The following is a 25227-nucleotide window of genomic DNA, read 5'->3' as shown; positions in this document are numbered from 1 at the left end:
ATCCCAGGAGGACCCATGGCGCTGAGCGCAACCACAACCCTTCCGCACTCCGTTGACAGCGTTGCTGCTGTGCTGGTGAACGAAGATTTCCAGCGCCACGTCAGCCAACTGGTAGGCGGCACCCTGGAGTCCTTCAGCGTGGACGGTGACATCGCAGGGGCCTTCAACGCCACCTCGGTGCGTACCCTCCCCACCACGCGCCTGCCCGAGATTGCCCGCAAGTTTGTGGGTGAGCACCTGAAGGTGACGCAGGTTGAAAACTGGGAGGCCCCGGCCGCCGACGGCTCCCGCCAGAGCAACATTTCGCTGAAGATCGCCGGCGCCCCGGTGGATGTCACGGCCGTCCAGCGCCTGGTGGCCGATGCCGGTGGAACCCGGGTGGAGCTCGAGGGCGCCGTTAAGTCCTCTGTTCCGTTCCTGGGCGGCAAGATCGCCGACGCCGCCGAACCCATGGTGGCCAAAGCCCTGAACCTGCAGGCCGCACAGGCTCAGGCCTGGCTGGAAAGCCACTAACCCATGCAGCTTCCCGTCCTCGCAGCGCTGGTCCTCATCGTCGCCGGCGTCTGGTCCTTGGTCGTCTGGCCGCAGTTCCTGCGCCGCGTGATGAAGGATCCCCGCGCCCGCGATGCGGCAGGAAAGGCCACCAAATTCCTGACCGTGCACGTGGTGCTGGTGAGCATCTCCATGGTGCTGGGACTCGCCACAGCGGTGATCGGGGTTCTCGGCCTGCTGGGCTGAACCAGCCGTTCCACGGCGCGAAAACAGCCCGGACCTTGCCCCTGTTGGAGCAAGGTCCGGGCTGTTTCCGTCTGGCCTGGGTTGCCTGGCCTAGGCTGCCTGGTTAAGCGCGTCCTCCGCAGCAACCCAGGAGATCATGGCGCACTTGACCCGGGCTGCGTAGCGTGCCACTCCTTCAAACGCTGCCGCATCCCCAAGCAGCTCAGGATCAGCATGGACCTTCCCACGGGACCTCAGCACCTCCCGAAAGCTGTCGATAATTTCGTGCAGCTCAGCCACGGTCATGCCTTCGGCGAGGTCGCTGAGGACGGACGCCGAGGCCATGGAAATGGAGCAGCCGGCGCCGTCCCACGCCACCTGCGCCACTTTCCCGTCCTGGACGGCGAGCCGGAGTGTGACTTCGTCGCCGCATACGGGGTTGAGCTGGTGCGACTGCCCGGTGGAGGTGCCTTGGGGCGCTTCGGTCGCGGCGAGCCCGCTGCCGTGGCGGGCCTTCGAATGGTCCAGGATGATCTGCTGGTACAGCTGGTCAAGGCTCATGGTGTCACCTTTCGTCTTTTCCGCTATGCGCGGAAGTAGGCCCGGACGCCGGCAACGGCTTCAAGGAAGCGGTCCACGTCGTCCGTGGTGTTGTAGAGGTAGGCGCTGGCCCGGGTCGTGGCGGTCAGTCCAAGCCTGCGGTGCAGCGGCTGGGCGCAGTGGTGTCCCACGCGGACGGCGATTCCCCGGGAGTCCAGGAACTGTCCCACGTCATGGGCGTGGACGCCTTCGACGTCGAACGCGGCAAGGCCGATCCGTTCCTTTCCGGCTGCCGGGCCCAGGACCCGGACGCCGGGAATGGATTCCAGCCCCGCCACCATGCGCTGGCCCAGTGCGGCCTCCCACGCATGGATCCGGGCCAGCCCGGTTTCCGTCAGGTAGTTCGCTGCGGCCGCCATGGCTACCGCCTGGGAGATGCGCTGGGTGCCCGCTTCGAAGCGCTGGGGCGCCGGGAGGTACTCGGCCCGCTCCATGGTGACGGTAGTGATCATTGACCCGCCGGTCAGGAACGGCGGGAGGATGTCCAGCAGCTCCTGACGCCCGTACAGCACGCCAATCCCCGTGGGGGCGAGCATCTTGTGGCCGGAGAAGACCGCGAAGTCCACGCCGAGTTCCTTGACGTTCAAGGGCAGGTGGGGAGCCGACTGGCAGGCGTCCAGGACAACCAAGGCGCCGGCCGCATGCCCGAGGGCCGTCAGTTCCGCTACCGGGTTGATGATTCCCAGGACGTTGGAAGCGTGGGTGAATGCCAGGACTTTGGTACGCGGACCGATAATCCCGGCGGCCTGGTCCATGCGAAGGCTGCCGTCATCTCCGATGGGGATGTACCGGAGGGTGGCTCCTGTGCGGAATGCCAGCTCCTGCCATGGAATCAGGTTGGCATGGTGTTCCATCTCGGTCACCACGATGTCGTCCCCGGGCCCCAGGGACAGCTCCCCGAGCCGCTGGTCGCCGCGGCCCTGGGCAGCCCACAGTCCGGCATTGGACAGCGCGTAGGAGAGGAGGTTCAGTCCCTCCGTCGCGTTCGAGGTCCAGATGGTTTCCTCGTAGTCCGCACCGATGAAGTCGGCGATGGTCTGGCGGGCGTCCTCGAAGACTTCGGTGGCCTCAACCGCAAGATGGTGGGCGCCCCGGTGCACGGCAGCGTTGCGCTGCTCATAGAATTCCTGCTCGGCTTCGATGACGCTCACGGGGTTCTGGGATGTGGCCCCGGAGTCGAGGTAGACCAGCGGCTGTCCGTTCACCAGTTGATTGAGGACCGGGAAGTCATTGCGGATGCGCAGCACCTCGGCGTTGTCCATGACAGGTACGGCACGTTCCAGTGTGGCTGGCGTTGATACTACGGCCAAAACGAACTCCTTGGGCTGCCCATGTCTGACAACCCAATTGTCCCACACACGGCTGTGGCGGCCGCCCGGAAGGGGCGGCCGCCACCGCTGCCCCGGGCTTCGGCCGAGGGAGTAAAGGGCCGGCGACGGCTGGGGGGAGAGTCTCGGTCTCAGAAGACTCTGACGTCGCCGGCCCCGTCTTACCCGGTCCCTGGGGACCGGAAGTTGAGAGGGCCTCAATGTCCTGATTGGCTGCTCTGCGGCTTCCGGCCTGCCGCTTTGCTTTGCCTCCTTAAGTAAATCCCGTGGGGCCCTTACGTACACGAGTAGGGTGTACTCGAATCCAGGCGGGTGCACTACCGGGTTGGCGCTCCTGCGCACCCTCCGGGCGGGATGGTTGGCGGGCTTGGGTACGACGGCGGCCCGGCGGTGCTTCCCGGGTGGAAACACCGTGGGCAGCGGGTGGCCGGGGGCAGGGATTTCGACGTCGGGCGGTCAGCAGGGATTCCGATGCCCGACTGGCAGCACGGAGGCACGGCAGGGCCGGTTTGGGAGGCCAGGCCTACTTTGGCAGGGCCGCTTCCAGCTCATCGCGGCTGCGGACGCCGAGCTTGACGTAGGTGCGGTAGAGGTGGCCCTCCACGGTCCGGACGGAGACCATGAGCCGCTGTGCGATCTCGCGGTCGGTCAGGCCCTGCACGGCCAGCTCCACGATGTCCTGTTCGCGCCTGGTGAGGCGAACGGTGGGCGCCGCGGCGATGAAGCGTCCTTCACGGAACCGCTCGCCCAGTTCGTGGTCGCACTTTTCGCGCTGGGCCACGGCCTGGCGTGAGCGCCGGCGTTCACCGGCCTGCTCCAGCACCGTGCTGGCACGGGCATAGGCTTCGCGGGCCAGGTTGACAAAGCCTGCCTCCTCCAGCGAGGCAGCTGTTGCCATGAGGGTGTCGCCGTCGGCATTTTCCCAGGCGGTGGCCAGCGTCAGAAGAGCTTCTGCCCACCGGCCTTCCACGTCCCGGGCCGCCGCCTGCACCATGGGCACCACCGAGGGGTCGCCCAGGTCCCAGCACATGGCCAGGACCTGGAGCAGGTTTCCCTTCCGTGCGGAGGCCTGGGTGGTGGTCATCAACGTCTGCAGTGCGGCCAATCCCTTGCCGTCGCGGGCCAGGTATTCGGCGGCAGCGGCCATGTAGGCCTCTGCCAAAAGATCATGCGCCGGCCAGCCGGCGTCGGCGTCCTTGTGATCCTGTTCAAGGCGCTGTGCCTGTTCCGTGTCGCCCAGCCGGGCCGCGGCGTAGAAGCCGAGGGCCGTGCCGAACCGGTACAGCTGCAGCGGGTCGTTGAGCCTCAGCGCCTCAACAGCGGGCAGCAGGACCTGATAAGCGCGTTCCATCCTCCCCTGCCGCAGCAGCGAATACCCCCGCAGCAGCTGGAGGCTCCCGTTGAAGGTGGCCGCGCCAAGCGTGTGTCCGGCCGCGTAATGGTCGATCTCGCGCTCTGCCGGCTCCCATTCACCCATGGCCAGGTAGTCGGAGACGAGCCTTCCCAGCACGAACTCAGGGAAGAAGAACAGGCTGCCTTCGAGCGGGGGAAGTTCCGAGGCTGCCAGCAGTGCGGCCTCCAGCCCCTGCACGGGGCGTCCCGCCGAGCCGAGGGCGTGGGAGAGAAGGCCCTCAGCCAAGGCGCGGAGCGGTTCTCCGGCTTCTGCCGGGGGGCGCTTCCGCATCGTGTCCACTTCGTCGTTCAGCGCCGGGAAGTTCACCTCGGCACCGAGGTGGAGCAGGTGCAGGAGCCCTTCCTGCCAGCTCCTTTCGCCGTCGCTGGAGAGCGGGACGTTCTTTTCGACGTCGTCCGCGATCATCCCCAGGGGATGGCCGATGGCCAGGTGGGCCGAAACCCGGAGCAGCAGGACGGCCGGTCCCTGGGGATCATCGGCCAGCCGGAGCCAGCACTCGTCAAGGAGTGCCGCGGCCCCGGTATAGGCGCCATCGTTATACAGGGCCCGCGCCTGGATGGCCTGGGCCAGCGGAACCATGGCGGGGTCGTGGATACGGGACGCAATGGACCGTGCACTGTCGTTGCGGAACCGCAGCAAGGCTTCCTTGGCCGCGGCCAGCATCTCGTCGTCGCTGACCCTGACGCCGCACTCCAGGGCCCACTCCACTGCCCGCAACCGGCCCTCCCCGCGCAACTGGGTGGGATCCTGGTGGGCCCTGACCTTCTCCAGCAGCTGGAGGCTGCGGGAGACCGACACGGTGTTCCGGATGGCGCCGGCGAAGAGTCCGTTCCAGATGGAAAGCTCCGCCGGGATGCCGGGGGCTTCGACGATGATCTGCTGGTCCAGCAGGGACCGGACCACGGCTGCCCCGCTGATGTCTTCGATGACCTTCCTGCCCACCGGCCCGGCAAGGGCAATGAGCTTCAGTGCTTCCTGCTCTTCGGTCCGGCGCCGGAGATGGTCTTTGGCCACCACGCCTGCGAGGCGGTCCCCATCCGCGGGCAGCGGGCCCAGCAGCATCCAAATTCCGTTGCGCTTGGCGAGGACGCCGGCCTCGGCGGAGTCGTGCAGCAGGGCGTCGAGGATCCGGGGATTGCCGCTTGATGCGTTCCAGATGGAGTCCACCGTTGCAGCCGGCACGGTCCCGTCGAGGACGTGGTCCAGGACTTCTTCAATCTGTTCACGGTTGAGGGGCCGGAGGTCCACGCGTTCGGCCAGGCCGTCGTACCAGAGCTGGTCGAGCGGCTGTGGGAGACCCGGCCGTGGCCGGGCGGCAGCGAGCACCGTTGCCCATCCGGCTGAGATCACCTCGGCCAGCACCCCCGCGGAAGCATCATCGAGGTGGTGGGCATCGTCCACCGCCAGCAGGACCGCTCCCCCGCTGCCGGCCTTGAGCTTCTCAAAGTAGGACCACATGGAACGCAGCACCGCGACCGGCGAGACGGACTCCTCGGCGGTGAGTTCCCCCGTATAGGGTGTCAGGACTCCGAATGGCACTCCGGCCAGGGCCGAACTGGCGTGGATGCGCAGGATTTTCATGTTTCCGGCCAGGCGCTCGGTCACGGCGTCAGTGACGGCCGACTTTCCGATGCCCGGGCCGGCCATGATGAAGACGGCCCGGTGGGTTCCGTTCCGGACCATGGTGCAGATGCGGTCCACCGGCTCGCGGCGGCCGGTCAGGAGCCGGTGTGCAGTCGCCGGCTTGTGGCCATTAGACGAGTCCAGTCAGATCACCCCTTGAAGTTACGCCAAGCTTGGTGAAGACCTGGTACAGGTGGCCTTCCACGGTGCGCACGGAAACACCCATTTCCATGGCGATGTCACGGTTCGAGACGCCGCGGCCGGCCATGCGGGCAATCTGCCGTTCCCGGCTGGTCAGCAGCGGGCTTCCGCTGCTGGGAACAATGGGAAGGTTGGCCACGGTGGCAGCCAGGATGTCCAGCCGGGCCTGCGCAGTCCTCGCCGAAAGGGCATCCCCGTCCTGCCGGGCAAAGTCCACTGCCAGCGCCATGCACCTGGCCTCGACCGCATCGAGTTCGAGCGTGGCTGCAATTTCACCGCCAGCAAGGAGGGTTTTGGCATCCTTTGTCCTGCTGCCGACTGCGATCAGCCGCGAGACATCGGCCAGCGGTCCCTGCCGGCGGCCTGCGATCTCCTCCAGGAGGCGGAAGTCGGCGTCGCTGCCGTTCACCGTTGCTGCCAGCAGGTAGATGCCGGCCACTGTGTGCCTGCCCGCCTCCAGGTTCCGGCGGGCCCCTTGTTTCAGCGCTGCCACTGCCTCGGAGTCGCCCAGCCAGCGCCCCGCCACGAGCGAACAAAAATCGATAATGCTCTCCGTGGCAAATCCTGCCTTTCCCGGCGCCCTTTGCAGTTTGGTGAGGTACTTGCGGGCGAACGCGGCGTTGCCGGTCTGGGCGTACGCCAAAGCCGTGGCTGCGTAGGCGGTACGCAGTGCGGCCTGGACAGGCTGCAACTCCAGCTGGGCGGCGGCCGAGATCAAAGGCTCCAGGGCGGTCTCGCCGCGCCCGGAAAAGACAAAGGCCACGCCTGCTGCGAGTTCGGTGGCGGCGCTGCGGTATGGAAGCCGGTGGGGCTGGCCCGTGCTGAATGGGCTGAGGAGGTCGATGCAGCGGCGCCACTGGCCAGCCATCAGTGCGACGAAGTAGGCCTCCCTGGCGTAGCGCTCGCGCAAGCCCACGACGTGCGAGGCGTCCGTGAGCTGGCCGCCGAGCTTTCGCATGAGGCCCAGCGCGTCCATCTCGCGCCCGGTCATGGCCAGCGCGCCCATCAGGATGATCGCGCACTGGAGCCGGAACCCGGTGTCCGGATTGCCTGCGGGATCGGCAGCCCGCTCGAGCGCCGGGATCATGGCGGCGTAATCGCCGGCATGGGCCTGGTATTCGAATTCACTCAACGAGATACGGTTTGCCGCCACCGCTGCCGCTGCCGGCCAGGAGGAGTTGTTGTCCGCTTTCCCGAGCCGTTCCCGCGCCGCGGCGAGCAGTTCCCGGACTTTGCCCGCACGCTCCGGAATGCAGAGCATGACCCGCGCTTTGGCGGCCACCACTTCGGCGTACTCCAGGGGATCCAAAGCCTCGAGTTCAGGCTGGGAGATGCCATCCAGGGCGGAAAGTGCCTGGACCGGCATGTCCAGCTGCAGGTACGCCGCAGCCTTTTGCCGCTGCGCCGATGCCCACCCGGCGTCGGTCCTCTGCACCATCTCCGCGTACGTCAGGGCAAAACGGGGGTCGAAGAGCTGGACTGCGGCCTGGGCGGCCGCGAGTGCCAACTGCGGGCTCAGCTCGGCCTCGCACTCATGGGTCCACGCGGCGAAAGACATCAATTCTTCCACCGTCATGGCTGCCGGGTCCGGCTCCTGGCCGCCCAGCAGGACGCTGCGCAGCTCCCGCCGGCGGGAAATGCTCAGCCAGGTCCGGACTACGTCACCGATGTACTTCTCCCGCAGCGACACCCAGCGGTGCTCGGAGTCGTCGATCTCCAGCAGGCCGCCGTCTTCCATGTCCGCAACCACGTCCGCGCCATAGATGGCGGTAAGGGCGGCCAGTTCCACCCGCCGGGCACAGGAAAGCATTTCGATGACGTCCCGGGTTTCGGGTGTCTCCCGCGACCAGCGGGACCGGACGATGTCGTCAAGGCTGGCGGCGCCGTCGAGCACCACTTTGTCCCGCAGCGTCCAGACCGAATCGGACAGGACCAGGTTTCCGGAGAGCTGCTGTTCGGTGACCAGCGCTTTGAGCAGCAAGGGATTTCCACCCACCATCTGGTGGTAGGTGGTCACCAGGGAAGAGGCGACGCGGTGGCCCAGCAGGGAAAGGAGCACCTGCCGGGTTTGGAGTTCGTTGAGGTTGTTGAGCCGCACTTCCGTGAGCTTCCGCTCCGTCAGCAGCCAGTGGAAGTCTGCCGGCAGGTCGCTGGCGTTGGGGGCCACAGCGATGATCTTTGCCGTGCCGGTCAGCAGGACATTCAACAGCACCCCCGCACTCATGTCGTCGATGCAGGCCGACGTGTCCAAAGTGATGACGCAGGGCCTGCCGGCGGCGTCGCTGCGGATCAGGGAGGTTATGCCACGGAGGATGGCGGTGGGCGAGCCCATGTAGGCCTGCGGGAGCCGGGCCAGCAGGAAGGAGAGGCAGCCGTACGGGGTGCTGGGACCGGAGGGGCCGCTCCGGAGTTGCAGCGACCAGACATCGGGACCCAGGTCCGCAACGGCAGCGCGCGCCAGGGAGGACTTGCCCACGCCCCTGGCTCCGGTGATGACAACGCCCAGGGAGTTTTCGCTGGTCAGTGCGGTGCGGACAGCATCCAGGTTGGCGCTTCGTGCAGGCATAGACCATTGCTGGCCCTCCGGCGCCGCGGAGGTTGGTGTGGGCAGCCTGTCACCCTGAGGTGTTGACCCACGTCCCCAGCTGAGTGGCTCGATTGACATGAACTTTTCCCCTACATCCTGCAATAGCGGGATGTAGCCCCATTGCTCCCCCGCATAGGAAGAAGAGTACCCCCTGCCACAGACAAGGAAACAGGGTCAAAAGGAACTTTTACGATTCCAGCTGTTGTGATCCCGATTTGGCCGGGTGGAACCTCTGCTGGGCAGCCGTCAATCCATCGCGCAACAGGGACTCCACGGCGTCGGCGGCATCGTCCAGCAGGAAGGGCAGTTCCTTGTGTTCCGCGGTGCCGAAATCACGCAGCACGTAATCGGCTGTGTCCATCCTGCCAGGCGGCCTTCCCACCCCCACGCGGACCCTGAGGTAGTCCTTGGTACCCAGGGCCTTGGAGATGTCCCGCAACCCGTTATGGCCGCCCTCGCCGCCGCCGAGCTTGAGCTTGACGGTGTTGAACGGAATATCGATCTCGTCATGGACAGCCACCACGTGGTCTGCGGGGATCCCGTAGAAATTGGCCAGGGCGGAGACCGGGCCGCCTGAAACATTCATGTAGCTCATCGGTTTCGCAAGGACCACGCGCGGGCCGCCGATCCCCAACCGGCCTTCAAGGACCTGCGCGCGGGCTTTGTGGGTCTTGAATCCGGCGCCGATGCGGCCGGCCAGTTCATCGAGCACCATCTGGCCTACGTTGTGCCTGTTGCCTTGGTACTGGGCGCCTGGGTTGCCGAGGCCAACGATCAGCCAGGTATCTGTCATGGAGTCAATCCTATTGGGGGCGGTTACGCGGAAATGGAACGGCGGTGTGCGGACATGACAGTGGCCGGACCCGTGGGGGTCCGGCCACTGTCGTGAATTGCGGAGAAATTACTCTGCTGCGGCTTCTTCTGCTGCGGGAGCTTCTGCTGCTTCGCCGGCAGCTTCGGTTTCTGCTTCCTCGGCGATTTCGATGGCTTCGGAGATGTTCACCACGAGGGCTTCGGGGTCGGTCAGCAGGGCGGAACCCTTGGGCAGGACCAGGTCGGAAGCGTGGATGTGCTCGCCGGCGGCGCGGCCTTCGATGCTGACGACGACGGACTCGGGCAGGTGGGTTGCCTCGGCCTCGAGGGACACAACCGTCAGTTCCAGGTTGTGGACGGTGCCGGGAGCGGTTTCGCCTTCGACGTGGACCGGAACGTCAACCGTGACCTTCTCGCCCTGGCGGACGGTCAGGAGGTCGATGTGCTCGATGATCTGCTTTACGGGATCGCGCTGGACGTCCTTGACCAGGGCCAGGTGGCCCTCGCCGTTGATGTCCAGGGACAGCAGGGCGTTGGCGGTGCGGACGGCCAGGGTGGTGGCCTTTGCCGGCAGGGTGACGTGGATGGGCTCTGCGCCGTGGCCGTAGATGACGGCGGGGATCAGGTTGTTCATCCGGGCGCGGCGGGCGTAGCCCTTGCCGAATTCGGTGCGCAGTTCTGCTGCGAGCTTCTGCTCAGACATGGATATCTCCTTGAAGACTAAACGGTGTTCAGCAAGGGCGGAGGTCTGGTGTGACCTTCAACGCCGGGCGCCGGAGGGCGGCCCTTCAAGAAGGCAGTCCTTCAACCGAAGGACTGATCAGACCCAGTCGATAACGGAGGCTATGCCCTCCCTCGCCAAGGTATCGCTGACCAGCTTACCAGCGCCGGGGCCGTTTCCTGAAAACGTCCCCGGCCTGGTGCGGGGCTATGCCTTGCCGTCGAAGAGGCTGGTGACCGAGCCGTCGTCGAACACTTCGCGGATGGCCCTGGCGATCAGCGGTGCGATGGAGAGCACTGTCAGCTGCGGGAAGCGCTGGGAGGACGTCAGCGGGAGGGTGTTGGTGACCACCACTTCGCGTGCGCCGGACTCGGAGAGACGGCGTGCGGCCGGATCCGAGAAGACGGCGTGCGTGGCGGCGATGATGACATCCTTGGCGCCGGCGTTCTTCAAGACCGTGACGGCGCCGGAGATGGTTCCGCCGGTGTCGATCATGTCGTCGATCAGGACGCAGGTGCGTCCCTCGATCTGGCCCACCACGGTCTTGGAGACAGCCTGGTTGGGGACGGTGAGGTCACGGCTCTTGTGGACAAAGGCCAGGGGCGCGCCACCCAGGCGCTCAGCCCACTGTTCCGCGACCCGGACCCGTCCGGTGTCCGGGGAGACAACGGTGATGTTGTCGGCAGCGACACGGGTGCGGATGTAGTCGGCCAGGAGCGGAATGGCCATCAGGTGGTCAACCGGCCCGTCGAAGAAGCCCTGGATCTGGGAAGTGTGCAGGTCCACACTCATGATGCGGTCCGCGCCGGCGGTCTTGTAGAGGTCGGCAACGAGGCGGGCGGAGATGGGCTCGCGGCCACGGCCCTTCTTGTCCTGCCGGGCATAGGGGTAGAACGGCGAAACCACGGTGATCCGCTTGGCGGAGGCCCGCTTCAGCGAATCGATCATGATCAGCTGTTCCATGAGGTGGTTGTTCAGCGGTGCGGGGTGCGCCTGGATCACGAACGCGTCGGTGCCGCGTACGCTCTCGCCGGCCCGGACATAGATCTCGCCGTTGGCGAAATCGTAGGCATCAACGGGAAGGAGGTCAGTGCCGAGTTCCTTGGCGATCTCCCGGGCAAGCTCCGGATGGGCCCGCCCAGTGGCGAGCACCAGCTTCTTCTCGCCGTGCGCCGTAATTTCACTCATGGTTACTTGCCCTCTTCTGTAGATGCCGGGGTACTTGAGGAGTCATTGATGGCCGCCTGGGCCAGTTCAGCGGAGTGGGTTCCCGGGCGGTGCGCGGGGACCCAGCCTTCGGCGTTGCGCTGGGCGGCAACGCTGAGCGCCAGCGCGCCCGCCGGCACGTCCTTGCGGATCACCGCGCCGGCGCCGCTGTAGGCGCCGTCCCCCACGGTGACCGGGGCAACAAAGACGGTGTTGGAGCCTGTACGGACGCCCGAGCCGATGACCGTGCGGTGCTTCTTCTCGCCGTCGTAATTGGCCGTGATGTTTCCACAGCCGATGTTGGTGTCCTCGCCGATTTCGGCGTCGCCTGCATAGCCCAGGTGGGACAGCTTGGAGCCGCGGCCGATGGTGACGTTCTTGGTTTCGTAGAAGGCACCGATCTTGCCCTTTTCACCAAGCACGGTGCCGGGGCGAAGGTACGTGAAGGGGCCGACGGCGGCGCGCGGGCCGATCACGGAGCCGGAACCGTGGGTGCGGATCACCGTGGCGCCCTCGCCGACGGTGACGTCGGTCAGCGTGGTATCAGGGCCGACGACGGCGTCCCGCGCCACGGAGGTGGCGCCGTGCAGCTGGGTGTTGGGCAGGAGGCGGACATCCTCGTCCAGGGTGACGGAGGAATCGATCCAGGTGGTGGCCGGGTCGACGACGGTGACGCCGGCCCGCATCCAGGCTTCCACCGTGCGCCGGTTCAGCTCGGCGCCGAGCGCGGCAAGCTGGACGCGGTCGTTGGCGCCCTCCACCTGCCACCGGTCCGCAGTCACGACGGCCGCGACCCGGCCGCCTGATTCGCGGGCCAGCCCCAGCACGTCGGTGAGGTATTTCTCCCCCTGGACGTTGTCAGTGGTGACCTTCCCCAGTGCCCCGCGGAGCACCGCGGCGTCAAAGGCGTAGATCCCGGAGTTGACCTCCCGGATCAGCCGCTCTGCCTCGGTGGCGTCCTTGTGTTCGCGGATGCCGGTAACGGAGCCGTCTTCGCCGCGGAGGATGCGGCCGTAGCCGGTGGCGTCGTCAAGGACTGCCGTGAGGACGGTGACGGCGTTGCCGTCGCGTTCGTGGGTGGCGACGAGTTCGGTAAGCAGTTCCCCGGACAGGAGGGGCACGTCACCGTAGGTGACCACGACGGTGCCTGACAGTTCCTGTTCGGCGTCCAGCGCCTGCAGCGCGGCCTCCACGGCGCGGCCGGTGCCGGGGATGTCGTCCTGGTCCACGATGACGGCCTGCGGATCCAGTGCTGCGACGTGTCCCGCCACCAGGTCCCGTTCGTGGCGCACCACAATGGCGAGCCGTTGCGGGTTGATGCTGCGGGCGGCGCGGAGGGCGTGGCCCACCATGGACAGGCCGCCGATCTCGTGGAGGATCTTCGGTGTACGCGACTTCATCCGGGTACCGGCGCCTGCTGCCAGGACGATTACAGCGGCCGGGCCGGTATTCTCGGGGATCACGTAACGGGTTCTCCTTGCTTGGTTGTGCTTGCGCTTTGCGGCAGCCGGCGGGCCAGCCCGCCGGGCACCGGGTGCCATCCTCATGATCGCTCCTTGCGCAGCAGTTCCGCCCATAGGATTCGAACCTATACTCCACGGCTCCAAAGGCCGGGGTGCTGCCGTTACACCAGAGCGGACCGTGCCGAAAGACTCGAGGCCCGGGCACAAGTCCCTATTTTGCCATGGGTTCAGGCCACCGCGCGACACGGGGCGTTGGGTCCTGCCGGTCCCGCGGAATCCCGTCCCCGGCGGTGAGGCATGATGGGAAGGTGAGCAACAACCTTCCGCGGACGCGGATGACTGGCCTGCAGCGCCGGAGCCAGCTGATCGACGTCGGGCGCGGCCTTTTCGCCGTCCGCGGCCTGGACGGGACCACCATCGAGGAAATCGCCGCCTGCGCAGGAGTGTCCAAGCCGGTCATCTACGAACACTTCGGGTCCAAGGAAGGCCTGTACACCGAGGTGGTGGACGGTGAATTCCACATTCTCCTGGACTCGATCAACGCGGCCCTCACCGAGGAAGCCAAACCCCGCGTCCTCGTCGAACGCGCCGCGCTGGCACTGCTCACCTACATCGAGGAACGCACCGAAGGGTTCAGGATCCTCATGCGCGATGCTCCCCCGTCCCAGCCGGAGGGCGCCTTCTCCACCCTCCTCTCGCACGTGACCGCGCGCGTGGAACACATCCTCTCCGACGAATTCTCCCGCCGCGGCTTCAGCGGCGAGGACGGTGCCATGTACGCCCAGATGCTTGTGGGCATGGTGGCCATGACCGGCCAGTGGTGGCAGGACAGCCGCCAGCCGGACAAGCACACGGTCGCCGCGCACCTGGTCAACCTGGCCTGGAACGGCCTGACCGGACTCAAGAAGGAGCCGGAGCTGCAGTCTGAACTCTAGGCCTCGCCGTGGTTCCGTCCGCGGCGAAGGGGGTCATCCTCTGCATGCTGGCTCGTTCCTCGCCTCTGACGCATGCTGCCGGATAACCCCCTTCCCCGCTTGTGAGGGTCAGTCGCCCAGGAGTTCCGAGGCCTCGAGCCACTCCATTTCCAGGGCGTCTTTTTCGTCGGCCAGGTCCTTGAGCTGCTTGTTCTGTTCGGCCAGGGCGTCGAAATCGGACTTCTCCGTGCTTTTGACCATGTCGTCGTGAAGCTTCTTTTCCTGCTGATCCAGCTTCTTGATCTGCCGCTCGATCCTGTTGAGGGCCTTGCGGGCGTCGCGCTTCTCTGCCTCGGACGGGCCGGTCCCGGTGGCCGGCGCCTGGCCCGCGCTGGTGACCGGGTTTCCACCGCCGGTGACGGTGGAACCGGCGAGGGCGGCTTCGCGCAACTCGAGGTACTGGTCCACGCCGCCGGGGAGGCCGCGGAGCTTGCCGTCGCCCAGCAGCGCCATCTGGTGGTCGGTGACGCGTTCGAGCAGGTAGCGGTCGTGGCTGACCACCACCAGCGTGCCGGGCCAGCCGTCAAGGACGTCCTCGACGGCGGCGAGGGTGTCGGTGTCAAGGTCGTTGGTGGGCTCATCGAGCATCAGCACGTTGGGTTCACCCACCAGCAGCCGGAGCAGCTGCAGGCGGCGCCGCTCACCGCCGGACAGGTCCCTGACCGGTGTCCACTGCTTCTCGTTGGTGAAGCCGAGCTGCTCCACGAGCTGCCCTGCGCTGAATTCCTTACCGCCGACGTTGAAGGAACGCTTCTCCCGCTCGATGACCTCGATCACGCGCAGGTCCGAGACGTCGTCGAGCTCCTTGACCTCCTGGGTGAGAACGGCGGTGACCACCGTTTTGCCCCGCTTCAGCTTGCCCGCATCGGGTGTGATCTCGCCGTTGAGCAGCTTCAGGAGGGTGGTCTTTCCGGCACCGTTGACGCCCACCAGGCCCAGGCGCTCCCCCGGAGCCAGGCGAAGGGTGATGTTGTCGAAAAGCTTCCGGCCGTCGTCGGCGCCCTGGAAGTTGAGGGACACGTTCTCCAGGTCCAGCACGTCCTTGCCCTGGCGCGCCGTGGCCATCTTGCTCAACGCCATGGAGTCGCGCGGCGCGGGAACGTCCTCAATGAGCGCGTTGGCGGCCTCGATCCGGAACTTGGGCTTGGCGGTGCGGGCCGGGGCGCCCCGGCGCAGCCAGGCGAGCTCTTTCTTGACCAGCTGCTGGCGTTTGCCCTCCACCACGGACGCCATGCGGTCGCGCTCCGCGCGGGCCAGGACGTAGGCCGCGTAGCCGCCTTCGAAGGGGTCCACGATCCCGTCGTGCACCTCCCAGGTCTTGGTGCAGACTTCGTCCAGGAACCAGCGGTCGTGGGTCACCACCAGGAAGGCGCCCTGGTTGGGCCGCCAGCGCGTCTTCAGGTGCCGGGAAAGCCAGGCCACGCCCTCGACGTCGAGGTGGTTGGTGGGCTCATCCAGCATGATGACGTCGTGGTCCTCGATGAGCAGTTTGGCGAGGGCCACCCGCCGTTTCTGGCCGCCGGAGAGGGCGTGGACGTTGGCATGCCAGTCGACGTCGGACACCAGGCCGCCCATGATCTCGCGGATCTGCGGGTTGCGGGCCCATTCGTAGTCGGCCTGGTCACCCACGATGGCGGCACCCACCGTCAGGTCGCCGTCGAGCACGTCGCTCTGGTCCAGGTACCCCACATTGACGTCGCCGCGTTTGGTGACGCGGCCGGAGTCCGGGGTGGAGCGCAGCGCCAGCAGACGCATGAGCGTGGACTTGCCATCACCGTTGCGGCCCACCATGCCGATCCGGTCCCCCTCCTCCAGTCCCAGGGTGATGCCGTCCAGGACGGTGCGGGTTGCGTAGGAAACCGTGAGGTTCTCGCCGCCAAGAAGGTGTGCCAAAGGGAACTGCTTTCTGCTGCCGGACTGGAAGTCTTAATTAAAGGAGGATGTCGGAGATGATGCGCGCGCCGGGGACCGGGCCGTGGACGGGAAGGGCTGTCAGGCCGTAGCGCCGCAGGTCCTCCGCCAGCGCCTCCGCAGCAACGGAATCATCAGCCAGCAAAGCCACGGTGGGGCCGGAACCCGAAACGATTCCGGCAATGGCCCCATGGGATTCGCCGATTCCCAGCGTATCGCGCAGCGCCGGCGACAACTCAATGGAAGCCCGTTGCAGATCGTTGACCAGCACCCGGCTCAAGGATTCGGCATCCCCGCCCCGCAGCGCCGTCAGGATTTGTGGATCCACTCCGGTGGGCTCACTGGCCTCCACCCCTTCGGCCTCACGCAGCCGGTCCAGCGTCCGGTACACCTCGGGGGTGGACAGGCCGTAGTCGGCCACCACCAGCACCCAGTGGGTCTGCGCCTTGGCCAGCGCCGGAGAGAGTTCATCGCCCAGGCCAAGGCCGACGGCGGTCCCGCCCAGGAGCGAGAAGGGGACGTCGGCGCCGAGTTCGGACGCCAGGTGCGCCAGTTCCTCCCGTGACAGCCCGCTGTTCCAGAGTGCGTCACAGGCCAGGAGCGTGGCGGCGGCATCGGCGGATCCGCCGCCCATCCCGCCGGCCACCGGGACCCGCTTGGTGATCTCCAGGTGCACCCCCGTGGCGTGTTCGGAGACGTCAGCCATGATGGCAGCCGCCTTATGGGCAAGGTTGTTGCTGTCCAGGGGAATATCGACCGCGTCGAGGTCCAGGGTGCTTTCGGGGCTGAGGCTGATGGTAATCCCGGGCTCGGCGGTGCTGGTCGCCGCCACTTCCTCGTAGAGGGACACCGCGAGGTAGACGCTGGCCACGGAATGGTAGCCGTCCGGCCGGAGCGGACCGACGGCCAGGGAAACATTGACTTTGCCGGGCGCCTTGACGCGGACCGTCCTGGCGGCGAACCGCCCCCTGCCTGCCTTGTCCAGTCCCGCGCTCACGGCCGGTTTTCCCGGGCTTCGGCGATCCTGGCGAACGCGGCGATGTCGATGACCTCGCCGCGTGCGGTGGGGTCGACGCCGGCTGCGAGCAGGCAGCGCTCGGCCTCCGGGGCTCCCCCGGCCCAGCCCGCCAGGGCGGCCCGGAGCGTCTTGCGGCGCTGCGCGAACGCGGCATCCACCACGGCAAACACCTGCTCGCGGGTGGCGGTGGTGGCGGGCGGTTCGCGGCGGGTAAAGGCCACCAGCCCGGAATGGATCTTCGGTGCCGGCCAGAAAACGTTCATGCCGATCACGCCGGCCTTGCGCATCTGGCTGTACCAGGCGGCCTTAACGGACGGCACCCCGTAGGTCTTGGATCCCGGGCCGGCTGCCAGCCGGTCAGCCACCTCGTCCTGCACCATCACCAGGCCGTGCCGCAGGCTTGGGAAATACTGCAGGAGGTGCAGCACCACCGGAACCGCCACGTTGTAGGGCAGGTTGGCCACCAGTGCTGTCGGCTCGACAGGCAGCTCGGTGACCTTCATCGCATCGGCATGCACCAGGTGGAAGGAGTTGGCGGCGGCCGGCCGCCATTCCTGCACGGTTTCGGGCAGCTTCGCGGCAAGGACAGGATCAATTTCGACGGCGACAACTGCCGCCGCGGCGTCGAGCAGGCCCAGCGTGAGGGACCCCAGCCCCGGGCCCACCTCAAGCACCGTTTCATCCGGTCCCACGCCCGCCGCGGCGACAATGCGCCGGATGGTGTTGCCATCGATGACAAAGTTCTGCCCAAGGGTCTTGGTGGGCCTGATCCCGATTTCCTCTGCCAGCCGGCGTATGTCGGAGGCACCGAACAACGGTGCGGGCACGGCGGGGATCGGTTCAGTCACCTAGGTATCCTATCCCGCGCGGCACGTCCGCCCTGCCGGGTTAACGGCCGTGGCCGGGCCCGGGTACCCCGGGCCCGGCCACGGCCATTGACTCTGCGCTTATGTCCGGTAGATCAGCTGGTTGCTGCCCAGCCGCAGCCCCAGGGCGACAGGCCGCGCTGCGCGTAGACGCGGTTGGCGATGTCGATCTGCTGCGCCTTGGTGGCGAGGCTGGCGTTAGGGGCGTAGGCGCCGCCGCCGGCTCCGATCCAGGTGCGGATGTCGAACTGGAGGCCGCCGTAGTAGCCGTTGCCGCTGTTGATGCTCCAGTTTCCACTGGATTCGCACTGGGCAATCTTGTCCCACATGGCCTCGTTCATCATGGCCGGTGCAGCTGCGCCGGTGTTGGCGCCGGCAGCGGCCGCAGGTGCGGCCTGGGGTGCAGGCTTGGCCTTGGTGCCAACGGTGACTTTCTCGGTGACCGGCTGCACGGCCACCTTCTCGGACACCAGCGTGCGGGACGCTTCCCGTCCGTCCACGAGTACCAGCTTGAAAGTGCGTTCCAGCTTTCCGGCGGCGCCCGCCTGGGTCACTTCCTTTTCACCCTTGAGCATGTCTGCGCTTTCGGCGGTAACGGTCTCGAAGGGCACGTCTTCACTGGTGACCGTGGTCTGGCTGGTGTCCACCCGGGACACCTTGATGACCATGTTGTTCACCACGTTGGCGTTGGCCGGCTGCGAGGTGCGGTCGTTGGCGGCGAGGGTCACGCCGGAATCCTCCAGCACCTTGCCAACGGTGGGGGCCGTGGTGGTGGCGGTGTTCACTTTGCCGTCAGCCACAATGCTGACGGTCTTGGGCGTGGAGATCGAGACGTAGGAACCTGCCAGCGAAAGGGTGGCATCCTTGGGCGCTGAAACGGACGAGGCACTGGCGACGCCGAGTTCTGTCACCAGGTCTTCGACATCCTGGGCGGTGGTGTTCACCGTCTTTTCAGCCCCGTCAAGGCTGACTTTGACTTCCTTGGCCTGGTTGATGTTGATGACGGTGCCGTTCTGGACCGTCGCGTCGAGGGAAGGCGACACGCGGTCGCCGGGCTTCAGTTCCAGGTTGGCACTCTTGACCACCTGTTCCACTGTTCCGCCAAAGGACTGCACGGACGACGCTTTGCCGTCCACGTTGAGCGTGACTGTTTTGTTATTGCCCACGAAGGCTACGAGACCTGCGACCAGGCCGCAAAGCACCAGCAGCTGGGCGCCAACTTTGATATAGCTGAACTTGCCGTCCGATGTGAAGAACTTGATCACGATTGCCCGTAACTCTCGGTCCATCCGGGCACGGGGAAACGCGCAATAAAATGCCCGGAGCAACCTTGAAAAGGACAGTCCGGGCACCGGTGCGCCGCCACACTCCGCGCAGCGGCATGGCCGGATACTGGACAAGCCGGGCCGGCTGCGAATGAAGTGAAATTACCCGTTGGCCTTCCCCGACCCCGGCTAATAGTTTCCCACTGTAACCGTAGCGTTATAAAGTGGCCAACATTTTTGCATACCAGATATGCATTTGGCAGCCGGCAGGGGAAGGAGTGTCAGGCCCAGGATCCGTATGCCCGTACGGTATTTTCGCTGATTGCGCTGCACAGGCCGACCAGGTCGGAGCCTGTCAATTCTGCCATGGCCCGCACGGTGTACGGGACCGTGTAGCTCGCGTTGGGACGCCCCCTGTGCGGGTGCGGGGTCAGGAATGGAGCGTCCGTTTCCACCATGATGAGCTGCCGGTCCGCGACGGCGAGCGCGGCGCGCAGATTCGTGGCGTTCCTGAACGTCAGCGTGCCGGCAAAGGACATCCACCAGCCCTGGTCGTTACAGGTTTTGGCCAGGTCCTCGCCACCGGAGAAGCAATGGAACACCACCCTGTCCGGCGCGCCCTCTTCCTGAAGGACGCGCACCACGTCGCTGTGCGCGTCCCGGTCATGGATCTGGAGGGTGAGGTCCAGGCGTTTGGCAATGTCGATATGCCGCCGGAACGAGTACTCCTGGTGCCGCAGCCCCTCTCCCTCGGTGCGGTAGAAGTCCAGTCCGGTTTCGCCGATGGCCCGGATCCGGGGATGCCCCGCCAGGCGTTCGATTTCGGCAAGGGCCGCTTCCAGTTCACCGCGGGCAGCATAATGCGGCGCGTCATTGGGGTGCAGGGCCACGGCGCCCAGGAGCCGTTCGTCCCGGTCCACCGCCTCCACCGTGAACCGTGAGGATTCGAGGTCGCAGCCCACCTGCACGGCGCCCTGGACTCCCACGGCCGCCGCTGCATCCAGCGCAGCCTTGATCCCCACCGGCCCCTTTCCGTCCGGGAAGTCCAGGTGGGTGTGGTTGTCCATGACTGGTACCGGCAGGGGCTCCGGCGCGGGCGGAAAATCCTTCCGGCGGCCGGCGGCCTGGTCCGGAGTCTCCTCGTCTGCAGGTACCCGGTAAGCGGCGGGAATTGACGAATTGCACATCCACCCAGACTATCGGCCGAAAGGTACCCCCATATTTGCCGGAACTCTCTGTCAGGCACGGCAGTTGTGTTAGTAGTCTGGAACGAACACACGCGCACGCCCACCAAGGGGCGAAGGCAGGCTTGCTGTCCCGTCCAGGTGAAACCCGGGCTGAAAGGTTGCCGATGGAACCCCACCGACGCACTGCCAACAATGGAAGCGCACCGAACCTTAACCTGGCCGGCGTCGCTGATTCCGTCAGCCACCTGAACGGGCACCGGCCTGCGGCCATGGACCCGGTGTCCTTCCACGCCGCGGCGCAGCGCATCCTCACCACGGTCAATACCGTCATCGACGGCAAGTCCGATGCCGCCAAGCTGGCGCTCACCGTACTCCTCGCACAAGGCCACCTGCTGCTCGAGGACGTGCCCGGCGTCGGGAAAACCCTGCTCGCAAAGACCCTCGCCCGGACCATCGACTGCACGGTCAACCGCATCCAGTTCACCCCGGACCTGCTGCCCTCGGATGTCACCGGGGTGTCCATCTACAACCAGGCCTCAAGGCTGTTCGAGTTCCGGCCGGGTGCGGTCTTCGCCAACATCGTCATCGGTGATGAAATCAACCGCGCATCCGCCAAGACGCAGTCCGCCCTGCTGGAGTGCATGGAGGAGCATCAGGTCACCGTGGACGGCACGTCCTACAAGCTCGATGAGCCGTTCATGGTGGTCGCAACCCAGAACCCCATTGAAATGGAAGGCACCTATCCGCTGCCGGAGGCCCAGCGGGACCGGTTCATGGCCCGGATTTCCATGGGCTACCCGGACAAGGCCGCAGAGATCGAGATGCTCGAAACCCACCAGGCGGTCTCGCCGCTGGCCAATGTCTCCCCCGTGGTCACCGCGTCCGACGTCGCGGCCATGACCGCCACTGTCCAGCAGGTCTATGTCTCAGACGCCGTGAAGGAATATACGGTGGCAGTGGGCAGGGCCACCAGGGAAAGCCCGCTGCTGCGGCTCGGCGCCAGTCCCCGTTCCATGCTGCAGCTGCTGCGTGCCGCCAAGGCCACAGCCGCCCTGGAGGGCCGCGACTTCGTCCTGCCGGACGACGTGCGGGACGTGGCCGAGGCCGTCCTGGCGCACCGCATCATCCTGGACCGGAAGGCGGCGGGCGCAGGCGAGACACCCCACAGCGTCCTGCGGGGCATCCTGTCCAGGCTGCCCGTGCCACAGGCCCAGCCGGGGCAGCCCAACCGGGCCGCGGCCGCCGCCGGCAGCAGGAACCGCTAGGCACGGACCATGGCCCTGCTGGATAAGCTTCCGCGGCACCTGTTCACCAGGCGCGGCTGGGGCATGCTCGCAGCCGGGGCGTTCACGCTGGCCGCGGCCCAGGTCATGGGGCGCCGGGACCTCCTGACACTTGCCATCTTGCTACTGGTCCTGCCGCTCGTCTCCCTTGCCGGCGTCAGGCTGGTCAAGCCGCGCTTCCGCGTCTACCGCGAATTCAATCCCTCCCCTGTGGAAACCTCCGCCCCGGCGACGGTCCACCTTGCCGTGGCCAGGACGGGCCCGGGCAGCGGACGGGTTGCCATGGAGGAGCGGCTGCCGGCGCACTTCGGCCACGCGCCGTCCTTCCGGTTCCCGTCCCGTTCGGCCACCGGCGGCACAAGCCGCTACGAATACCACCTCACGTCCAGGTACCGGGGGCAGTTCAGGATCGGCCCGGTCACGGCCGAGTTCACCGACCCTTTCGGCCTCTCCCTGCACCGGCAGGCGATTGACGACGGCGACATCCTCACCGTGACGCCGGCATCCGTCGTCCTGCCTGCCGCCGGGCTGGCGGGAGCGCGGGGGAACGACGGCGTCACCGCCACCCGTGTCCGGGCAAACCCGAGCGACGACGACATCATGACCCGGGAATACCGCCACGGTGACCCGATGCGACGGGTCCATTGGCCTGCCACGGCACGGCATGGGTCCTTGATGGTCAGGCAGGAGGAGTCCGTGACCACGCCGGAAGCCACCATCATCCTGGACCATCGGGCCAGTGCGTTCGGCGGGGGCTCCGGCACGTCGATGCCGGGCCTGCCCGTGCCGGAGGGGCATGCGCCGGCCACCAGCGACACCTTCGAGTGGGCTGTTGTTGCCACCATGTCCGTCAGCGCACACCTTGCCGAGCGCAACTACAGCCTTCGGGCGCTGGACACGGGCGGGGAACCGGCGTTCCTCCACTCCCCCTCGTCCCCGGAACCGGCGGTGGAAGAATTCAGCGGATCATCCGGCCTGCAGTCCATTGCCGAAAGCCTTGCCGCCATCCACCTGTCCGGGGCGCCCCACCCCCGCCGGGAAAGCACTCACCGGGACAGCACTCGCCGGGACGATGTGCAGCGGGGTGTCATGCAGCTGAGTGTCATGGCCAGGAACGCGCCGCGCCCCGGTGCCCCGAAAGTGCGGACACAGGGAAGCCCGGAGCAGGGACTGCCGGCCTTTGACGACCACTTGATGGACAAGCTGTCCGCCCATCGGATGCGCGGGCCACTGATCGCTGTCCTGGGTCGCATCACGAGGGAGGAAGCCGCAGCATTGGCCCCTGCCGCTTCGTACGGCACCAACGCGTTCGCCATCCTGGCCGTGGAACGTCCCATGGAGTCCCAGGATGTCCTGGAAGTGCTGCGGCAGGGCGGCTGGCGGGCGGTGGCCGTGGCGCCCGCGACGCAGCTTGCCGCCGCGTGGCGCCAGTTCGACCAGGACCCGGCCCTGCCGGTGGTTACGGCGGCAGAGGTCCGGCGGGGAGCGGGGGTGGCCACATGACCATGGCGCCGGCCCGGCCAACGGGTGCGGGCCACGAGGCACAGGCACAGCATGAAATGCCTGCGGGACGCCTGCGCGCCGGCGCCTACCCGTGGGCCATGGGGGGATCCATCACCGTGGCCGTCTGCGGCGCTGCCCTGTCCTTGAACGGTGTCCTGCGGGGCTGGAACTGGTACTGGCCGGTGATGACCACCGTGCTGGTGGTGGCATTCACGCTTGCCGCGCTGCGTTCCGTCCGGGCCCAGCCCCTGCTGGTCACCGCAGGCGGATTCGTGGCACTGGGCGCCGTCCTGACGTTGACGTTCTTCCGCGGCTCCAGTTTCCTGTGGGTGGTCCCTACAGGTGCCACGCTCCCGGACCTGGACCGGCTGATCCGGCGGGCCAGCGAGACTGTCCTGGCAGAGACTGCACCCGTGGCGCCCAACGCCGGGATCGTCATGGTGGTCTGTGCCGTGCTTGGCCTGGCTGTCATCCTGGTCGATGCACTCGCGGTTCCGCTCGGGATGCCGGCCGCCTCCGGCACAGGCCTGCTTGCGCTGCTGGTGGTTCCGGCCATGATCAAACCGCAGAGCGTGGGGGTATGGAGTTTCGTTGCCACCGTAGCGGGCTACCTGCTGATCCTCGCCTGCAGCCAATGGTTTGCCCCGGACGGGAGGTTGCAGGGCGGCTCGGCCCGAAGCCCGGGCCTGGTGCGCAGGGCCGTGCTGACGGGCTCCGTGGCGCTGGCAGCCACCCTGGTGCTGCCCCTGGCGATTCCCGGCTTCGACACAGGCACGTTCCCGCAGGGTTCACGGCTCAATCCGTGGGGTGCCGCCACAGGCCTGAATCCGATGATCACCCTGGGCAACAGCCTTCGCACACCGGACGGAAGCGGCAGGATCACCTACGCCACCACGTCGCCCAACCCCCTCTACCTGCGATCGGTCACCGTGGACAATTTCGACGGCGATTCGTGGGGACCGGACGACCGCACCGCCTCCAGGGTGCCCCTTGACGGCCGGATCGACCCCGGGTATCCGGTCCTGACCGATGAGCAGGTGCGGCTGGTGACAGCCATCGACACCGGGTCCTTCACCAGTCCCTACCTGCCGGCGCCCTATGCGCCCGAGACCGTCCGCGGACTGGGCGGACAGTGGACCTGGGATCCGGCCACGCTGAGCATCAAGGGCACTGACACCACCACCCGGCGGCAGGAGTACGTGGTGACCTCCGCGGTGCCCAAGCTTTCCGCGGCGCTCCTGGCCCAGTCCTCAGGGCCCGCACGGGGCATCCCCGACATTTTCACCCGCATCCCGGGCAACGTCCCGGACATCGTCAAAACCACGGCACAGACCGTTGCCGGGGGTGCGGGGACGCCGTACCAGAAGGCCCTGGCCATCCAGAAGTACCTGCGCTCGTCCGAGTTCACATATTCACTGCAGTCCCCGGTGCAGGGCGGCTATGACGGTAACGGCCTTTCCGTCCTTGCTGACTTCCTGCAGCAGAAGAGCGGTTACTGCATCCATTACGCATCGGCGATGGCGGTGATGGCCCGCCTGGAAGGAATCCCCAGCAGGATCGCCGTGGGCTATGCCCCCGGCAGGCTGACCGGGGCGACGGTCTCCGTGTCCGGCCAAGGCGCCCTCCCGGAGTACGAGGCAGATGCGCGCGACGCCCACGCCTGGCCGGAATTGTACTTCCAGGGCCTGGGCTGGGTACCGTTCGAGCCGACGCCGTCGCGGGGGGTGGTCCCGGACTACGCAACCGAGGCCTCAGCGCCTTCGGTCGCGGATTCCCTGGGCAACAACGACGGCCTCATCCCCGATACGGCCCCGGTTCCCGCCCCATCCCCCAGCACCACTGCCCAGGCCGTCCCCGGCGCCGGCAGCAGCACAGGCGACTCCGCGCAATTGACCCCCTGGTTCCTTGGTGCAGCCGCATTGGTGGGCTTGCTTCTCCTGGTGGCCGCCCCCCACCTGGTTCGGAGGGGTATCAGGTCACGGCGGCTGCGTCCAAGGCGACCGGACCTGGCCGTACCGTCGGCATGGAATGAGATCAAGGATCTTGGCGCCGACTACGGCCTGCCCCCCGCGGACAGCGAGACGCCCAGGGCATATTCATCCCGGTTCCGGGCTGAACTGCTGGGTGAGCCCGGAGGTATGGACCAGGAGGCGCACGGGGCAGTGTCGCGCTTTACCTCGGCGTTCGAACATTACCGGTACGGCCGCCCGGGCGGCACTGGTTCCCAGGGCTCCGGCCCCGACCCGACCGAAGGCGACATTGCAGCCGGGGTTGCGGCCGTGGAAGCGTCCCTTCGGGCAAACGCCACCCTGCGCAGGCGTTTGACGGCGGCATGGCTTCCGCCGTCGGTCACCCGCCGGCTGGGCCAGCTGCTCAGGATGCCGTTCATTGCGGCCGGCAGGACCATCCGCACAGCACTTCACGCTGCAGCGCGCCTACGCCCCGGGGCGCCCGGGCATCCGTCGGCAGGACGGCGTTCCAAGGCGGGGGCGGCCGACGGCGGCCGCGGGGCCGGGCAGGGCTGAACGGCAGGTGCCCGGCCGGGGA

At 67.0% G+C, this 25227-nt stretch carries 19 protein-coding genes and 1 tRNA gene; 6 read left to right on the top strand and 14 right to left on the bottom strand.

Features of this window, described 5'->3' with window-relative positions; all coding sequences use genetic code 11:
- Window positions 1–15: 15 nt before the first annotated feature.
- Together ACEN9K_RS07705 and ACEN9K_RS07700 are read left to right on the top strand one after the other, a co-directional pair.
- Window positions 16–513 carry a DUF2505 domain-containing protein gene (locus ACEN9K_RS07705; RefSeq protein WP_018770123.1) on the top strand — a complete coding sequence of 166 codons (498 nt, stop codon included), beginning with the start codon at window positions 16–18 and terminating at the stop codon, window positions 511–513.
- A gap of 3 nt (window positions 514–516) precedes the next feature.
- Window positions 517–738 (top strand): SCO4848 family membrane protein, encoded by a 222-nt coding sequence (locus ACEN9K_RS07700; protein ID WP_056393524.1) that lies wholly within the window; start codon window positions 517–519, stop codon window positions 736–738.
- Window positions 739–828: 90 nt separating this feature from the next.
- On the opposite strand, the gene sufU is transcribed toward ACEN9K_RS07700, so the two are convergent.
- The 9 genes from sufU to ACEN9K_RS07655 all read right to left on the bottom strand — a co-directional run bounded on the left by sufU (window position 829) and on the right by ACEN9K_RS07655 (window position 12849).
- Complete coding sequence (sufU, locus tag ACEN9K_RS07695; RefSeq protein WP_018770125.1) at window positions 829–1278, bottom strand: Fe-S cluster assembly sulfur transfer protein SufU; 450 nt, start codon at window positions 1276–1278, stop codon at window positions 829–831.
- 23 nt (window positions 1279–1301) lie between these two features.
- Window positions 1302–2627 carry a SufS family cysteine desulfurase gene (locus tag ACEN9K_RS07690; protein ID WP_026265910.1) on the bottom strand — a complete coding sequence of 442 codons (1326 nt, stop codon included), beginning with the start codon at window positions 2625–2627 and terminating at the stop codon, window positions 1302–1304.
- A gap of 541 nt (window positions 2628–3168) precedes the next feature.
- Window positions 3169–5742, bottom strand: a complete 2574-nt coding sequence (locus ACEN9K_RS07685; protein ID WP_495635490.1) for a LuxR C-terminal-related transcriptional regulator — start codon at window positions 5740–5742, stop codon at window positions 3169–3171.
- A gap of 70 nt (window positions 5743–5812) precedes the next feature.
- Window positions 5813–8449 (bottom strand): helix-turn-helix transcriptional regulator, encoded by a 2637-nt coding sequence (locus ACEN9K_RS07680; RefSeq protein WP_082581843.1) that lies wholly within the window; start codon window positions 8447–8449, stop codon window positions 5813–5815.
- Between the two features lie 208 nt (window positions 8450–8657).
- Window positions 8658–9263: an aminoacyl-tRNA hydrolase gene (gene pth / locus ACEN9K_RS07675; protein ID WP_018770129.1), complete on the bottom strand. Its 606-nt coding sequence runs from the start codon at window positions 9261–9263 to the stop codon at window positions 8658–8660.
- A gap of 108 nt (window positions 9264–9371) precedes the next feature.
- Window positions 9372–9986 (bottom strand): 50S ribosomal protein L25/general stress protein Ctc, encoded by a 615-nt coding sequence (locus ACEN9K_RS07670; RefSeq protein ID WP_018770130.1) that lies wholly within the window; start codon window positions 9984–9986, stop codon window positions 9372–9374.
- Window positions 9987–10211: 225 nt separating this feature from the next.
- Entirely contained in the window at window positions 10212–11192 is a 981-nt protein-coding gene (locus tag ACEN9K_RS07665) for a ribose-phosphate diphosphokinase (RefSeq protein ID WP_018770131.1), read from the bottom strand.
- 2 nt (window positions 11193–11194) lie between these two features.
- A complete protein-coding gene (gene glmU / locus ACEN9K_RS07660) occupies window positions 11195–12673 on the bottom strand; it encodes a bifunctional UDP-N-acetylglucosamine diphosphorylase/glucosamine-1-phosphate N-acetyltransferase GlmU (protein WP_495635489.1) in 1479 nt (492 codons plus the stop codon).
- Between the two features lie 104 nt (window positions 12674–12777).
- A tRNA-Gln gene (locus tag ACEN9K_RS07655) sits at window positions 12778–12849 on the bottom strand.
- Between the two features lie 132 nt (window positions 12850–12981).
- Between ACEN9K_RS07655 and ACEN9K_RS07650 the strand changes: the two genes are divergently transcribed.
- Entirely contained in the window at window positions 12982–13608 is a 627-nt protein-coding gene (locus tag ACEN9K_RS07650) for a TetR/AcrR family transcriptional regulator (RefSeq protein ID WP_018770133.1), read from the top strand.
- A gap of 108 nt (window positions 13609–13716) precedes the next feature.
- Here the strand turns inward: ACEN9K_RS07650 and ACEN9K_RS07645 are convergent, their stop codons facing one another.
- The 5 genes from ACEN9K_RS07645 to ACEN9K_RS07625 form a co-directional block, all read right to left on the bottom strand.
- Window positions 13717–15540 carry an ABC-F family ATP-binding cassette domain-containing protein gene (locus ACEN9K_RS07645; protein WP_018770134.1) on the bottom strand — a complete coding sequence of 608 codons (1824 nt, stop codon included), beginning with the start codon at window positions 15538–15540 and terminating at the stop codon, window positions 13717–13719.
- Between the two features lie 37 nt (window positions 15541–15577).
- Complete coding sequence (locus ACEN9K_RS07640; protein WP_056393518.1) at window positions 15578–16555, bottom strand: 4-(cytidine 5'-diphospho)-2-C-methyl-D-erythritol kinase; 978 nt, start codon at window positions 16553–16555, stop codon at window positions 15578–15580.
- Window positions 16552–17424 carry a 16S rRNA (adenine(1518)-N(6)/adenine(1519)-N(6))-dimethyltransferase RsmA gene (gene rsmA / locus ACEN9K_RS07635; protein WP_018770136.1) on the bottom strand — a complete coding sequence of 291 codons (873 nt, stop codon included), beginning with the start codon at window positions 17422–17424 and terminating at the stop codon, window positions 16552–16554. The genes ACEN9K_RS07640 and rsmA overlap by 4 nt, the downstream gene beginning before the upstream one ends.
- 113 nt (window positions 17425–17537) lie before the next feature.
- Window positions 17538–18731, bottom strand: coding sequence for a resuscitation-promoting factor (locus ACEN9K_RS07630; RefSeq protein ID WP_186447783.1), 1194 nt, complete (start codon window positions 18729–18731; stop codon window positions 17538–17540).
- 257 nt (window positions 18732–18988) lie between these two features.
- On the bottom strand, window positions 18989–19894 hold the full coding sequence (locus ACEN9K_RS07625) for a TatD family hydrolase (protein ID WP_495635488.1): 906 nt from the start codon (window positions 19892–19894) through the stop codon (window positions 18989–18991).
- Between the two features lie 164 nt (window positions 19895–20058).
- Here ACEN9K_RS07625 and ACEN9K_RS07620 point away from each other — a divergent pair, with 164 nt between their 5' ends.
- From ACEN9K_RS07620 to ACEN9K_RS07610, 3 genes are read left to right on the top strand one after another with little or no spacing between them, the layout of a single operon-like run.
- Window positions 20059–21159: an AAA family ATPase gene (locus ACEN9K_RS07620; protein ID WP_018770139.1), complete on the top strand. Its 1101-nt coding sequence runs from the start codon at window positions 20059–20061 to the stop codon at window positions 21157–21159.
- A gap of 9 nt (window positions 21160–21168) precedes the next feature.
- Window positions 21169–22680: a DUF58 domain-containing protein gene (locus ACEN9K_RS07615; RefSeq protein WP_268002820.1), complete on the top strand. Its 1512-nt coding sequence runs from the start codon at window positions 21169–21171 to the stop codon at window positions 22678–22680.
- Entirely contained in the window at window positions 22677–25205 is a 2529-nt protein-coding gene (locus ACEN9K_RS07610; RefSeq protein ID WP_495635487.1) for a transglutaminase TgpA family protein, read from the top strand. The genes ACEN9K_RS07615 and ACEN9K_RS07610 overlap by 4 nt, the downstream gene beginning before the upstream one ends.
- Window positions 25206–25227 lie beyond the last annotated feature (22 nt).

Source organism: Pseudarthrobacter sp. Pseusp20, from assembly GCF_059492155.1.
This window is presented reverse-complemented; position numbering and strand designations above follow the sequence as displayed.

Bases quoted from the DNA above. Each gene is read 5' to 3' on its own strand.
- ACEN9K_RS07705 (WP_018770123.1), top strand. From the start codon at position 16: ATGGCGCTGAGCGCAACCACAACCCTTCCGCACTCCGTTGACAGCGTT.
- ACEN9K_RS07700 (WP_056393524.1), top strand. From the start codon at position 517: ATGCAGCTTCCCGTCCTCGCAGCGCTGGTCCTCATCGTCGCCGGCGTC.
- sufU (WP_018770125.1), bottom strand. From the start codon at position 1,278: ATGAGCCTTGACCAGCTGTACCAGCAGATCATCCTGGACCATTCGAAG.
- ACEN9K_RS07685 (WP_495635490.1), bottom strand. From the start codon at position 5,742: ATGGTCCGGAACGGAACCCACCGGGCCGTCTTCATCATGGCCGGCCCG.
- ACEN9K_RS07680 (WP_082581843.1), bottom strand. From the start codon at position 8,449: ATGCCTGCACGAAGCGCCAACCTGGATGCTGTCCGCACCGCACTGACC.
- pth (WP_018770129.1), bottom strand. From the start codon at position 9,263: ATGACAGATACCTGGCTGATCGTTGGCCTCGGCAACCCAGGCGCCCAG.
- ACEN9K_RS07670 (WP_018770130.1), bottom strand. From the start codon at position 9,986: ATGTCTGAGCAGAAGCTCGCAGCAGAACTGCGCACCGAATTCGGCAAG.
- ACEN9K_RS07665 (WP_018770131.1), bottom strand. From the start codon at position 11,192: ATGAGTGAAATTACGGCGCACGGCGAGAAGAAGCTGGTGCTCGCCACT.
- ACEN9K_RS07630 (WP_186447783.1), bottom strand. From the start codon at position 18,731: ATGGACCGAGAGTTACGGGCAATCGTGATCAAGTTCTTCACATCGGAC.
- ACEN9K_RS07625 (WP_495635488.1), bottom strand. From the start codon at position 19,894: ATGTGCAATTCGTCAATTCCCGCCGCTTACCGGGTACCTGCAGACGAG.
- ACEN9K_RS07620 (WP_018770139.1), top strand. From the start codon at position 20,059: ATGGAACCCCACCGACGCACTGCCAACAATGGAAGCGCACCGAACCTT.
- ACEN9K_RS07615 (WP_268002820.1), top strand. From the start codon at position 21,169: ATGGCCCTGCTGGATAAGCTTCCGCGGCACCTGTTCACCAGGCGCGGC.
- ACEN9K_RS07610 (WP_495635487.1), top strand. From the start codon at position 22,677: ATGACCATGGCGCCGGCCCGGCCAACGGGTGCGGGCCACGAGGCACAG.